Origin of the sequence: Pararhizobium arenae, assembly GCF_001931685.1 — a bacterium.
GTDB lineage: Bacteria > Pseudomonadota > Alphaproteobacteria > Rhizobiales > Rhizobiaceae > Pararhizobium > Pararhizobium arenae.
On the sequence record NZ_MOOY01000021.1, the window covers coordinates 1 to 11902 of the forward strand.

General features: G+C 56.7%; 12 protein-coding genes and 3 pseudogenes. 5 read left to right on the plus strand and 10 right to left on the minus strand.

Annotation, left to right across the window (positions count from 1 at the left end; genetic code table 11):
- Positions 1 to 165 precede the first annotated feature (165 nt).
- Positions 166 to 306 (plus strand): annotated as a pseudogene (locus tag BLX89_RS23415) (SDR family NAD(P)-dependent oxidoreductase); the annotation flags it as partial.
- A 118-nt stretch (positions 307 to 424) separates the two neighbouring features.
- Here BLX89_RS23415 and BLX89_RS25575 read toward each other — a convergent pair.
- Positions 425 to 640, minus strand: a complete 216-nt coding sequence (locus tag BLX89_RS25575) for a transposase (protein ID WP_075293352.1) — start codon at positions 638 to 640, stop codon at positions 425 to 427.
- A 52-nt stretch (positions 641 to 692) separates the two neighbouring features.
- Positions 693 to 1088, minus strand: a complete 396-nt coding sequence (locus tag BLX89_RS23425) for a cupin domain-containing protein (protein ID WP_075293353.1) — start codon at positions 1086 to 1088, stop codon at positions 693 to 695.
- Between the two features lie 362 nt (positions 1089 to 1450).
- On the opposite strand from BLX89_RS23425, the gene BLX89_RS24740 reads away from it, so the two are divergent.
- The 4 genes from BLX89_RS24740 to BLX89_RS23445 all read left to right on the plus strand — a co-directional run bounded on the left by BLX89_RS24740 (position 1451) and on the right by BLX89_RS23445 (position 4182).
- The gene (locus tag BLX89_RS24740; RefSeq protein ID WP_075293354.1) at positions 1451 to 1651 is read left to right on the plus strand and encodes a DUF4167 domain-containing protein; all 201 of its coding nucleotides are present in this window, start codon (positions 1451 to 1453) and stop codon (positions 1649 to 1651) included.
- Entirely contained in the window at positions 1648 to 2676 is a 1029-nt protein-coding gene (locus BLX89_RS23435) for a fatty acid desaturase (protein ID WP_075293355.1), read from the plus strand. The genes BLX89_RS24740 and BLX89_RS23435 overlap by 4 nt, the downstream gene beginning before the upstream one ends.
- A 115-nt stretch (positions 2677 to 2791) precedes the next feature.
- Positions 2792 to 3241 carry a hypothetical protein gene (locus tag BLX89_RS25265; RefSeq protein WP_245292919.1) on the plus strand — a complete coding sequence of 150 codons (450 nt, stop codon included), beginning with the start codon at positions 2792 to 2794 and terminating at the stop codon, positions 3239 to 3241.
- Between the two features lie 74 nt (positions 3242 to 3315).
- Positions 3316 to 4182, plus strand: coding sequence for a transglutaminase family protein (locus tag BLX89_RS23445; protein WP_075293356.1), 867 nt, complete (start codon positions 3316 to 3318; stop codon positions 4180 to 4182).
- A gap of 456 nt (positions 4183 to 4638) precedes the next feature.
- Here BLX89_RS23445 and BLX89_RS23450 read toward each other — a convergent pair whose 3' ends face one another.
- The 8 genes and pseudogenes from BLX89_RS23450 to BLX89_RS23490 form a co-directional block, all read right to left on the minus strand.
- Positions 4639 to 5700 carry a sensor histidine kinase gene (locus BLX89_RS23450; RefSeq protein WP_075293357.1) on the minus strand — a complete coding sequence of 354 codons (1062 nt, stop codon included), beginning with the start codon at positions 5698 to 5700 and terminating at the stop codon, positions 4639 to 4641.
- Between the two features lie 483 nt (positions 5701 to 6183).
- Positions 6184 to 6678 (minus strand): DUF4411 family protein, encoded by a 495-nt coding sequence (locus BLX89_RS23455; protein ID WP_075293358.1) that lies wholly within the window; start codon positions 6676 to 6678, stop codon positions 6184 to 6186.
- 9 nt (positions 6679 to 6687) lie between these two features.
- Positions 6688 to 7881 carry an XRE family transcriptional regulator gene (locus BLX89_RS23460; RefSeq protein ID WP_075293359.1) on the minus strand — a complete coding sequence of 398 codons (1194 nt, stop codon included), beginning with the start codon at positions 7879 to 7881 and terminating at the stop codon, positions 6688 to 6690.
- 436 nt (positions 7882 to 8317) lie between these two features.
- Positions 8318 to 8633, minus strand: a pseudogene (locus BLX89_RS24505) (transposase); the annotation flags it as partial.
- A 16-nt stretch (positions 8634 to 8649) separates the two neighbouring features.
- Positions 8650 to 9726: an IS110 family RNA-guided transposase gene (locus BLX89_RS23475; RefSeq protein WP_075293361.1), complete on the minus strand. Its 1077-nt coding sequence runs from the start codon at positions 9724 to 9726 to the stop codon at positions 8650 to 8652.
- A 361-nt stretch (positions 9727 to 10087) separates the two neighbouring features.
- Positions 10088 to 10273 (minus strand): annotated as a pseudogene (locus BLX89_RS23480) (transposase); the annotation flags it as partial.
- Positions 10274 to 10362: 89 nt separating this feature from the next.
- The gene (locus BLX89_RS23485) at positions 10363 to 10983 is read right to left on the minus strand and encodes an HNH endonuclease family protein (protein WP_075293363.1); all 621 of its coding nucleotides are present in this window, start codon (positions 10981 to 10983) and stop codon (positions 10363 to 10365) included.
- Positions 10980 to 11789 (minus strand): AAA family ATPase, encoded by an 810-nt coding sequence (locus tag BLX89_RS23490; RefSeq protein ID WP_280950604.1) that lies wholly within the window; start codon positions 11787 to 11789, stop codon positions 10980 to 10982. The genes BLX89_RS23485 and BLX89_RS23490 overlap by 4 nt, the downstream gene beginning before the upstream one ends.
- Between the last annotated feature and the right edge of the window lie 113 nt (positions 11790 to 11902).

Genomic DNA, 11902 nt, shown 5'->3' on the forward strand with positions numbered 1-11902 from the left:
TCTCAGCCAATTGATAGACCCGGATATCGCTTCGCAAACGAGGCCGATCCGGTGATGCCGCATACGTCAATGTGCATGGAACCTCGCGCTTACCTTTCCTGAATACGATGGCCGCAATTATGCAGGATCGTCTCAGCGGGCACGGTCTAAACATCAAATTCTTTGATGACGGAATTGGAGACCGCAATACAGAGCAAAGCGAACGTGGTGGTGATCACCGGAGCGGCTAGTGGGATCGGCCAAGCCACGGCTGAGGGCTTCGCTTGCCAAGGCGCCAAGCTCGTGATTGCCGCCGGGGATCATGCCGAGCGAACCGCCTAGATCACGCGGTGACGATGCGCTTCATCCACATCGGCGGGACGCGCACGACGATAACTCCAATTTTAACTTCGATTATCGCGTCGTCGGCAGATGGCGTAACTGCCTATGACGGCTCGACGCTATGTTCCCTTGAGCCCAGGGCGGCGCGATGCCAGCAAAACAGTTGTGACGGGTGGATATCGAGTCGACGTGCGATCGCTGAGATGTTCGAGCTAGGCTCGAGTGCCTCTGCCACCGCCGGCGCTTCAAAATCGTCCGACCAGCGCCGGCGGAGTTGACGGCGCGTGGCATCAAAGCGCTCCGGAAATGCCTGGTTCATATCGAAAGTTCTGGTTCCAGAGCTAGGCGCAGACAAAGAGGCTCACAGCTGTTCATTCATCGGAACAGGTTATCAGATCATCTCGATGACACGACCCGATCTCCAGATAGGTCGCCACTTCGTTCGACTTGTTGATCATGTGGTGGCCATTGCCGGTGCCCTTAGGAAAGGCCGCGCAATCACCCGGACAAAGCACCGTTTCGCCCGAGTCCTCGACAAGTGTGAGTTCACCCGCGATGAGGTAAACAAACTCATCCTCGTGAGAATGCCAGTGGCGCTGGCTTGACCAATTGCCAGGCGGCAGGCACGTCAGATTGACGCCAAAATCCAGCAATCCGCCAGCATCCCCGAGACGATGGCGCAATCTTTCGGCACTCGCGATGGCGAATTCGGGCGGATAACCTGTCCCTTTCTGCACCGGAATAGCTTTGATATCGACCTTGGGCACAGCGTTCCTCCTATGATCAGGGAACACATCTGACCACGACCAATACCGACTGCCAAGGGCTGCTTCGGGGCGCCTGTCACAATGGCAGGCAAGCTTACAACGCCATGACTCCACGCCTTCGTAACCTAGAGGATCGCAACTCTTTGCAATCAGTCCTTTAAGGAATTGACCGCTGATCGCCGGGCGACGTTAAGTGAACACAATGTTGCGGTACGTAGCCAGAGTGGATGTCGCTTTCGCTCATCCTCTGGAATTTGCATTGCGAGCGACTATCAAAACCCGCCCCACCTCTCATCGATTTCACTCATTACGCCGTAAGACGCAGTCAGCCCGATAGGATCTGCGAATTCGCAGCAATATTTATGACCTCCAGACGCATCACGAAACCAAAAGGCGTCGAACTGCCCACAAGACAGCGCTCGATCGATCGATACAAGCAGCATCTTCAGTTCGCAGAACTGAAGATCTCGGCGGGCGACCGTATCGGCGCGGAAAATAACTTCCAGCAAGCTGAGCATTTCTTTCGAGCCGCCGCAGAACAGAAAGACACCGACCAGATATGACCGCATCACTTACCGCTGACTCTCCTGGCGGCGTTTCAGAAAAAGCCTGGCTCAAAATCCTGTCCGGATACAGGACTCCAACGATCCGCCGAAGTTTCTATGAGCTTGCGGTGACGCTCGTCCCCTTCCTGCTCCTGTGGAGTGGAGCCTGGCTTGCCATCCACTTCGGCTACTGGATCGGCTTGATCCTGGTCATTCCGGCGGCCGGGTTCCTGCTGCGGCTTTTCATGTTGCAGCATGACTGCGGGCATGGATCGTTGTTCGGAAAGCGCCAGTGGGACGACTGGACGGGTCGTGCTATCGGCGTGCTGACACTGACGCCCTATGATTACTGGCGCCGGGCACACGCTGAGCACCACGCCTCTGCCGGGAACCTAGACGAGCGCGGCGTTGGCGACATCACCACGCTAACCGTGGCCGAATATCGTGCCCTCAGTTTCCGTGGGAAACTCGGCTATCGTCTGTATCGACATCCCGTGGTGATGTTCGGTATCGGTCCTGCTTTCCTATTCTTGTTCAAGCAGCGTCTTCCTTTCGGGATGATGCGAGCGGGCGCCCTCCCCTGGCTCTCGACGATGCTCACAAACGCCGTTGTTGCGTTGTTGGCTGCCCTCCTGATTTGGGCTGTCGGCCTGGTGCCCTTCCTTTTGATCCACTTGCCGATCGTCCTGCTCGCAGGTTCGGCCGGCGTCTGGTTATTCTATGTGCAGCATCAGTTCGAGGAGACCCACTGGTCGAAGCCGCCGGAATGGGTTTTTCCACATGCTGCCATGCATGGTGCTTCACACTATGACTTGCCGCGGCCGCTGAGATGGATCACCGGCAATATCGGCATGCATCATGTGCACCACCTTTCCAGTAAGGTGCCGTTCTACCGACTGCCGGAAGTCTTGAAGGACTATCCCGAGCTTGCTGAGTTGGGGCGCATCAGTCTGAGCAAGAGCCTTGCGTGCGTCAAACTCATCCTCTGGGACGAGACCTCAAAACGACTGATCTCCCTTCAGGAGGCGGAGACGCTTCCATAGAGGGCAGATACGACCGAAAGCCAAGCAGCCCGGCGCCAAGACGGAGGCCTCCGCAACTTCTATGCCCAACCAGGGTTATTACTGAGCTGAACGGTTTTCGAAGAGAGGACGCTAAATGAACGATCTGCGCGAATTCGCTGCGAGCTCAAATGGTGATCGTTGGTTTCTCGGGACCGATGCGATAACCCGACAGCCCTTCGTGCTTCACCGGGGCAACGCGCCCTCAGGCGGCCACGAAACCAGAACCTCGGTTGACGGGTTTCTGAGACAGCAAACATTCGGCCCAGAACGCGAGGCGCTCTTTGCGATGCTGGATAACGAAGGCGGCGAGAATCAATCGAAGGCCACTGACGGGGAGAAGACACCATCTCTTAAGATTGCGGAAGAATATCTTCGTCTTGGCGGACGCCGGCGGGCTAAGGTCGATGACAACATCGTCAGCACCCGGCAGTGGGATGACGAGCCTGCCGAAGCCTCCGAATTTTGGAGGAAGCATGTTGAACCCATGGACGACAAGCAGCGGAGCGAGGTCGAGATCCATCTTCGATCGATGAGCGATGACTGACGCGGGGTATGGAGCCAGTCGGCAATTGGACTCAGCCCCGCAGTCGCCCGAGCCCCTCCGCCAAGGTGGATTAAATGACGAAACTCTCCGTCCGGCACAGCACGACATATCACTATCGCTATCCAGTGGCACTCAGCCCTCACCGGCTGATCCTTCGGCCTCGCGAAGGGCAGGACCTTCTGCTGGCAAGCCATGAGATCCAGGCGACACCGAGCGCGGGATTAACCTGGGCCACCGACGTGTTCGGCAACGCAATCGCAACAGCGACCTTCGCAGAGGCAACTGATCGATTGGAAATCATCAGTCTTGCAGAAGTGGACCTGCGGTCTGCGGCGTGGCCAGTGTTCGATATCTCTTTTTCCGCAGCCACCTACCCCTTCCAGTACGATGGCGAGGAATTGAAAGATCTCGGAGCATTGAGGAATGTTCAGTACCCCGACCCGTCCGGCGAGTTTCTTGCATGGGTCGGCGCCTTCGTCATGAGCGGATCGACCGACACGCTTTCACTTCTGAAAGATCTCAGCGCCGGCGTGTCGAACGGCATCGCATATCGGACCCGCGAGGAGGAAGGCACTCAGTCGCCCCTCGAGACGCTTGGCCTGCGCTCCGGTACTTGCCGGGATTTCGCGGTGCTGTTTGCCGAAGCGGCCAGAGTGCTTCGGTTCGGAGCGCGGATCGTCTCCGGCTATCTCTACAATCCCGGGCAGATACTCATCGGCTCCCACGATAGCGGATCGACCCATGCCTGGACCGATGTCTATCTCCCGGGTGCGGGATGGATCACATTCGATCCGACAAATCGGAGCATGGGCGGGGCAAACCTGATCCCTGTCGCAGTTGTCAGAAATATCGCGCAGTCAGCGCCGATCTCCGGTGGGTTTATCGGACCTGCAGATGCGTTCAATTCGATGACCGTCTCGGTCGAAATCGCCTTGCTGTAGCGAAAAGCGGGCCGAATATGCGGGCCAGTCGCCGTAACGAAGACGCTACTAGCACAGCGGCGGGAAATCGTTCCGGCACGCGGATCAGAATGCAAGATGCGAACCGATCAATGGGACCAACGGCCTTTGCCGAAGCTCAGGAGAGCGCCGGACGGATGTGCATCAATGGCTCCCTCGGCCGTTTCATCGATATCGAGACGCGCCGCGCTGACGCGTGAGGTACGCCGCCCCCTGGGTGGCAGCGGCGTGGAAGGCTTGGCCGCTACACGGTGGGTCGCGATGCCGCCGTAATGCCTCGCATGGTCAACTTCATCCCCGATCGCTTTCTCGACAGGGTTCTGCGGCGCCAAATGGGCCTGCGTTGATCGGCTACTGCAGCGTTAGTGAGTGCCATGGAAGAAACCGGAGGACGGAAGCAAGAACGCGTTTCTCCTGGTCCAATGGCTTCGGCAATGATCAGGAGCTCGATGACGGTGTGGGGAAGAATACGGCCAAACGAGCAGCCCTGTCCGCCGATCTTGGCTGAACATCAAACCGACCTTGAAGTTGCGTCGCAAGCGAACTGACGACCTTCATACCCAGCCCGCGCGCTCGCGAGACATCGAAATCATCCGGCAGGCCGGAGCCTTCGTCCGAAACTGCCAGTTCTATCTCTCCGTTCCGTTCAAAATAGGTGACGGTGATTGTGCCCTCTCCGTGCTTGGCGGCATTTGTCACGAGTTCGTTGACAATGAGACCGATTGGCTGCAGTGCGGCAAGCGGAATTGCAATGTCATCTGCGCTCACTTGAACCGGCCTCCCGACGATACCGGACAGGTCTTCACACAGGCGACCGAGATACATTGCTGAAGACACGTCTTCGCCGTGCTCTTTGGCGTACGAATGGCGATGGACACGGGCAACTGCACCCACCCGGTTCGCGGCGTCCCGGAGGGCGTCGGCCGCCGGTGCGGCGTCAGGTGATCTTCCCTGCATCGTCAGCATGGTGGACACGAATTGTAGACTATTCATGACTCTGTGATCGATTTCTTTCGCCAGCATTTCGGCCGTGGCGACCGCCCGGCGTGCCGAAAGCCGAAGCTCTAGCTGATCCATGACGATCGAGGCGAGATCCTTGAGATCGGCGATCTGTTCCTGGTCAATCGTCCGCACCTCCTTGTCGAGGATGCAAAGAGTGCCGAGATTGAAACCATCATGTGTTCGGAGTGGCACTGCCGCGTAGAACTTCAAGCCAAAGTCGCCCGCCACCAGCGGGTTCGCCAGCGAGCGCATGTCGGTCACGGCGTTTTCCAGAATATACGGATCATCTGCTAGGATCGCGGATGCACAGAGCCCAGGCTCCCGGTCTATCTGCTCCACCGAGAGACCATGGTGCGATTTGAACCAGATGCGGTCGTTGTCAACGGTACTGATGATAGCAATCGGCACTTTGCACCGTCTCGCCGCAAGAGCTGTGATGCTGTCGAACATTCCATCAGGCGGCGTGTCAAGCACGTCATAACGTCGGACCGCAGCCATTCTGGACGGCTCATATGCTGGCAAGATAGTCGGATCGACCTTAAAATTTGGCACGGACGACACTCATGTTGCGGCGTGGAACAGGCCAGCACACTATCGGAGCCAACTTCCTCGAACATATCACCTACTCCCGATAGGGCAACCCCGCAGCAGCAAGTGCTCTCGCGACGCTTTCACTATTGATATACGATCGAGGCGGAAGGCGAGCTACCCGATCCAGCGCGGTAGGAAAACGACCGTATTCCTCTCATCGTAGATGCGCCGGTTCGCGCTGGAATATAGAACTGTCCGGAAAGCCTGTCAGATAATCAAGTGTGAAGAAAGCGGTTCTCTTTGATTCCCTCGCAGCGCTCTACAGATGGTCTTGAAAGGAATCGGACTTACGGCCACTATCCCCAGATGGTCAACTAGCTGACTCTATGACACTTCCTTTGAGATCCGACAAACGATCGCGAATGGCCGGATATCTCCTCTTATTTGCGATCAGAGCTGCGAGCGCCAGCCGGTCCTGAAATTCAAATCCGTCAGCATTTGGAAGCTGTTGCACCAGCGGACTTCGAGATCGTTGCAGACATCCGGTATCCTGCGATTTGCCCGTTTGGTACTCGGCTTGGACGCCTCGACCGTCACGACGATCCGGTCGGCGCGATGTGCCAGGGCATGGGCAATCAGGAATGGATCGCGACCGACCTCGATAATCTCGGCGTCGTTGAGGTCGGGCGCATATTTTTCGATGACGGTCTGAACGAGAGCCGGTTCGACATCCTGATCCAGCTTGAGGGCATCATAATTGTCCCCCTCATTCAACCATTGCCCCAGTTCCGAACCTTCGGTGATCTCCTCGAGGATCTCGACCGGGATTTTCAACGCGCCGGTCTCGCCCATATGGACGAGCCAGTCCCAGAATTCCGGAACGCGCTGAATCGGGTAGTAAAGATTATGCGCTGTAATGAGGACGTTCGCGTCGAGAAGATGCACGCCGCCCCCTTAAGCCACGCCGTCAGTCAGCGAGAAGACGTTGTTCGGCTTCACGCCGAGGATCGCCGCCGCCTTGGAGGGCGACAGGGCTCCGTCTGCAAGCATTCGTTTCGAAAGGCTCAAAAGGCGATTGCCAAGCCTGTGGCGACGAACAAGATAGTAGCTCGGCCCACCCTCGTTTTCACGCGCGCGTGCTCTTTGAGCTGCCTTATTGTTCAACCACTGCTGCCGGAAGACAGCCGTCACAGACGACCACATGGCTTGGTCGATGATCCCTTCGCGGTAAAGCTTGTAGGCGACCATCGAATGGCTGATCTGTCGTAGCTCCGCGATTTCGCCGATACGCGCAATCACGACGTCCTGGCGCGCTCCGCGCAACGCGACCTCGCCGGCGATCTCGGCCGAAGGCAGCAAAATACGCCCCGCCACGTCATTGCAGAAGGTTTCGATAGCCAATGTCGGCCGGCCGCCGCTCACACCTGTCTGGCCGAGCCAGATATGGGCAAGTTCGTGCAGCAAAGTGAACGACCAAGCCTGCTCGCTGTCCTGGTCGTTGATCACCACGAACGGCGCGACCTTGTCGGAAAGCGCAAAACCTCTGAACAGCTCGACGTCGAGAGCGCTGTGGTGACTTCCCAGATTGCCGATCAACAGCACGAAAATCCCCGCGGCCTCTGCGCGTTCGCGCAGATAGGCAAAACCTTTGGAACTGCCTCGACCGTTGCCGGATCGAAAAGAGTGGAGGCTGAAACTCAGACGCTCGCTGATCACCGTGGCCAGACCTTCCGCTCCACGGCGAATGTCATAAGATGCCACGAAATCGAGTGGCTCGGCCTCTTCCTCGCTCTCGAGCAATGAGCGCACCATTTCCTGACGAGCGCGAACTTCGCGCAACAGCGTATCTACCAGCGCTGCATCGCGTTGCGCGTATTCCTCGGGAAGGGTTCGGAAATCCTGGCCGCGCGCCGCGGTTGCTGGCGGTTCGGCAAGATAGAAGGTGAGCAGCGGGCGCCGGTATTGTGTGGACATTTTGATCAACTGCGGACGGGTCGGCTCAACCTGGCCGTCTTCAAGCATGGCAAGGCGATCGCTGCCCGCAACACCGCGTGCATCGCCGATACCGAGCTTGTCGGCAGCATCTTCTACACTGAACCCCGCGGTCTCGCGTGCCCAACGCAGGATCAATGGATTGACCTTTGGCACCTTTCACCTCTGTTCGGACAGGCCGATACTTCGTTTGATTTGATCATGCAATCGTTACGAAAGATATAGGCCTGGAGTGGGACACATCTATGGAATACACCGCCGAACAGCAACCTCGCGAATTCCTCTCATGCCGGGACCCCTTCCGACCATCAACAAGTTGGCGGCGAAAAAGGCGACAATTTGGCCAATTTTATTGCCAGGGGGAACTTCTGAAGAGGCGATCTTCGACGCCGCTACTGACTTCACAGACCTTCGGCATCCCAAGCTTTCTGAAGCAATGCGCGGCCCAATTCACAAAACAGCTCACGCGAGGCGCCGACCTGGGAAAGCGGTAGGCGACCAGGAGCCTCTCCTCGAAGTCAGATTCGCCTTCCCGCCATTGAACCCGCCAAGAGAGGTGGCTCGGTTTGTCTGAACAGTTTTGGGCGTTTCGCTAAGTGGATTTCCGCCTCGATTGTGCTGCGGCCTTCATTGGCGTCAGCGCATTGAAGTAAGCCTGATCCGGCGTTTGCCGGTCAAGGGATGGATGTGGGCGTCGGGTATTGTAGAAGCTCAGATAGCGGCTGATGCCAGCGCGCCTCGGGCACGGTCTTGTAGGCATGGAGATAGACCTCCTCATATTTGATCGACCGCCAGAGCCGCTCGACGAAGACATTGTCCCGCCACGCGCCCTTGCCGTCCATCGAGATGGCGATCTCCGCCTTCTTCAGCACATCAGTGAAGTCGACGGAAGTGAACTGCGACCCCTGGACGCCCTTCTAAGAGTCAAGCGGCGATCTGGCTTTGGCTGATCTCCCTGTGCCGTCGCATAATGATGCCGAAGACTTCGCGGGCAATGTAGCGTTTAAGGCAGCGGATTGCCTCCAGCTTCGAGTTTCCCGCTGCGATGCGCCGGGCGACGTAGTCCTGCGTGTGAGCGTCCAATCGAAGTCGCCCGATAGCGATGATGTGGATGGCGCTATTCGCCGCGCGATCACCGCCCCGATTCAACCTGTGCCGAACCGTTTTCCCTGATGAAGCCGGCACTGGGCTGACGCCGCACAATGCTGCGAAGCTCGCTTCGGACCTCAGCCGTTCGGGGTTGTCGCCAGCCGTCAGCAGCAACTGCGCTGCGCTGTTCAGACCGATCGCGGCTTGAGCAAGCAGTTCGGGCGCGAGATCCTTGACGATGGCCTCGATCATGTCGTCCAGGTCAGCGATCTCGTCATGCAGTTCGAGATAACGCCGCCCCAGGGATTTGAGAGATATACGGTAAGCTTCCTCGACCTGGCGATAGGCAGTGAGATCGGGGCGCCAAGACGCGAGGGTGCGGATCAGTTGCATCCGCGTCATGCTGCGCAGGGGATCTCGGATCTTGTCTGGTGCACAAACGATGGTCATCTGGATCATCTGCAGGGCAATGCGGCGCGCTTGAACAGCGGTTTTGCGGCATGCCCTCAGCACGCGAAGACTTTCCACCATGCCGTCTCGCGTGCGCGGCGTCACGGTGTGCCTTTTGGCAAAGGCAGCATGGGCCGCGCTTTCTGCGTCGAAGTCGTCATTCTTGCCGCGCCTGCGACGGTCCAGTTTGTCAGGTGCGGTAACTTCCAGAATCTCGATGCCCGCTGCCTGCATGTAACGCAGCAACCCTGCACCGTAGCTGCCGGAGCATTCGATTCCGACGCGCTGCAGATCCCCGAAGGAGTTCATCCAGGCCAGCATCAAGCGATAGCCGTGTCGGGTTGTCGGGAAGGTCTCGGTACCGAGAACACGGTCGCGATGATCAACGACAGCCGCGACATGCAATTCCTTGTGTGTATCGACGCCACCAATGACGTGAGTTTCTGCTGGGTGTTCAGCCATCCGATTATCCTTTCCTGCGGCAGGTGAACGTTTTTTGCCCGGAATGATGCAGGGACAGGACAGTCATGGGACCGGATGGTCATGCCCTTCTTGGGTCACAGCAGCACCTTCGAGGCAAGGCCTCACCGCAGGCGTTCCCGGATGATCGACAGGTCCAGGGAAAGACACATATCGGGTCGATCGGAATGAGGGTCAAATCATACCGGGAAGCCATACGGCACCAACCCAGAGAATGGTCGATCGGTATTTGAGTCAAACCACCCGAGAACTGGCATCAATCATATGACTGTCCGTATTGAATATGTCGGGTTTGCCATAATGGGCCAGCGCTTCCTCGACTGCTTCGATGCAGAAGGTCTGTCTTGGCTTCATCGCCGAAAACGCCCGTCGCCCCCTCAAGGAGCTGGTCTTTCCACTGCTTGATCTGATTGGCGTGCACGTCGAACTGCTGGGATAGTTCCACCAGCGTCTGTTCGCCTCTGATCGCGGCAAGCGCCACCTTCGCCTTGAAAGCCGGGCTATGGTTCCGGCGCGGTCGTTTCGTCATGGTATCTCCTGTTCCCGGCATCTATGCCAAAGTCAGGCAGAAATTCCACTTATCCTAGCTGTGCAGATTTCCCGAGCCAGCTCTGTCCTCTAAACACTCAGCAACTCCCTGAGCTTCTCTTGGCTAAGGCCCTGCCTGTGAATTTCCTTTGCGAGAAACGGGTAGCGGCGCTCGAGAAAATTCAGCGATACGTCGTTCTTCGCGTAGTCGATAAGGATGTTGCACCTCTCCTGAACGTAATTGTCATCTTGGTTCAGTCGCAAAATATTTATGGTGTTCGCGATCTTTCGCTTTAATTCTTTATCAAGTCCAGGGTTGGCTCGAAGCAGACAAGCTGGAATCTGCATGAAGAACCAGTTTTCCTGTACTTCGAACGGATCTACGATATCGATCAAGTCGCCTTTTGAGGTGTTAACCTTTCCGCCAGCTAAGCGAAAATTGCTCCACTCGTAAGCTAACTCGGGCTGTCCATTTTCTCCTGCTTTCGGAATGAAATGATCAACAGTGCCGCGGTCTGGTAGATACATAGCCGTGTAAGCGCATACGCCGGAATAAGCCTCATGCAACTCACGGAGCGCACTACTCCAGAAGTTAAACCGCTTGAATTGTTTCGAAGTCGGCTTCGGACATGCAGCCAAAAAGGCAGCGCCCCGCTTTCTTACGTCGTTATCGAAACCTGGATACTCGTGCTTGGGAGCAACTCCAATCATATTTTCACACCATGCTGCTCTGCAAAGTAAAGCCATCGAGGCCAAAACTTGTCATCGTTTGCCAACTGGGACCTGAGGCGTTCGGAAATTGCTGCGACTGCTTCCGCGCTCGGCTCGTCTTCTAGCTGTAAGGCTTTGGCTTTTTCGATCGTTTCCTCTGCTTCTCGCGAACGCGCGTGTCGAAGCCCAAACAGAGGAGAAGTCAGCCAACCAGACGCGTCGCCGTATTTCACAAATGGAATTTCCTCCAGTTTGATTGTGGGCCCGGCACCATAGAGATGGTAAAGAAGGTCAATCGAGCTATCGAAACTTGCCTCCATTGACGCCAAGATCATTGGGGAATGGGTTGCAGCTATCATTTGGAGCGCGAGATCGCTGCTGAGTAGATCGCCGACACTCATCAACGCTGGTAGAACAATTCGCTGCCATTTTGGATGTAGATGGGCTTCAAGCTCGTCTACGATCACCATCATCCGACGAAGAGGTGGCTCGCCAATTTGTTTCGCGGCAAGTTCATGCTCTTGCCAAGACCATATAACTAGATACGCGAGTAACAGCACACGTTGAACACCTGAGGACGCATGAGTTACAGGAACAATGCCGTAGCGATGCCGTATGGTAGGTATATCTCGCGGCTCGTCGGGTATCCGAACTGGATCGCCTGGTGTTAGAGAGCCAAGGTCCTCGGGTGACAATCTTTTCAATACAGACTTGAATTGGTCAAAGGTTTTACGGTCAATTGATGACTGCCATTTAATCCAGTCTCGTAAGAGGCCCTCGATAGTTCCTTCTCGGCCATACCACACCTCTTTAGCAGTAAGGCTATTAGATGTTTGATCCCAGGCTTTGATGGTGCAATCTTCTCACACGAATGGAAGGAGGCACTATGGGCCAGGTTCTACACGGGAGCGCCACGACG

Excerpts from the sequence above, each read along its gene's own strand:
- BLX89_RS25575 (WP_075293352.1), bottom strand. The coding sequence starts at position 640 with ATGAACCAGGCATTTCCGGAGCGCTTTGATGCCACGCGCCGTCAACTC.
- BLX89_RS24740 (WP_075293354.1), top strand. The coding sequence starts at position 1,451 with ATGACCTCCAGACGCATCACGAAACCAAAAGGCGTCGAACTGCCCACA.
- BLX89_RS23435 (WP_075293355.1), top strand. The coding sequence starts at position 1,648 with ATGACCGCATCACTTACCGCTGACTCTCCTGGCGGCGTTTCAGAAAAA.
- BLX89_RS25265 (WP_245292919.1), top strand. The coding sequence starts at position 2,792 with ATGAACGATCTGCGCGAATTCGCTGCGAGCTCAAATGGTGATCGTTGG.
- BLX89_RS23445 (WP_075293356.1), top strand. The coding sequence starts at position 3,316 with ATGACGAAACTCTCCGTCCGGCACAGCACGACATATCACTATCGCTAT.
- BLX89_RS23450 (WP_075293357.1), bottom strand. The coding sequence starts at position 5,700 with ATGGCTGCGGTCCGACGTTATGACGTGCTTGACACGCCGCCTGATGGA.
- BLX89_RS23475 (WP_075293361.1), bottom strand. The coding sequence starts at position 9,726 with ATGGCTGAACACCCAGCAGAAACTCACGTCATTGGTGGCGTCGATACA.
- BLX89_RS23485 (WP_075293363.1), bottom strand. The coding sequence starts at position 10,983 with ATGATTGGAGTTGCTCCCAAGCACGAGTATCCAGGTTTCGATAACGAC.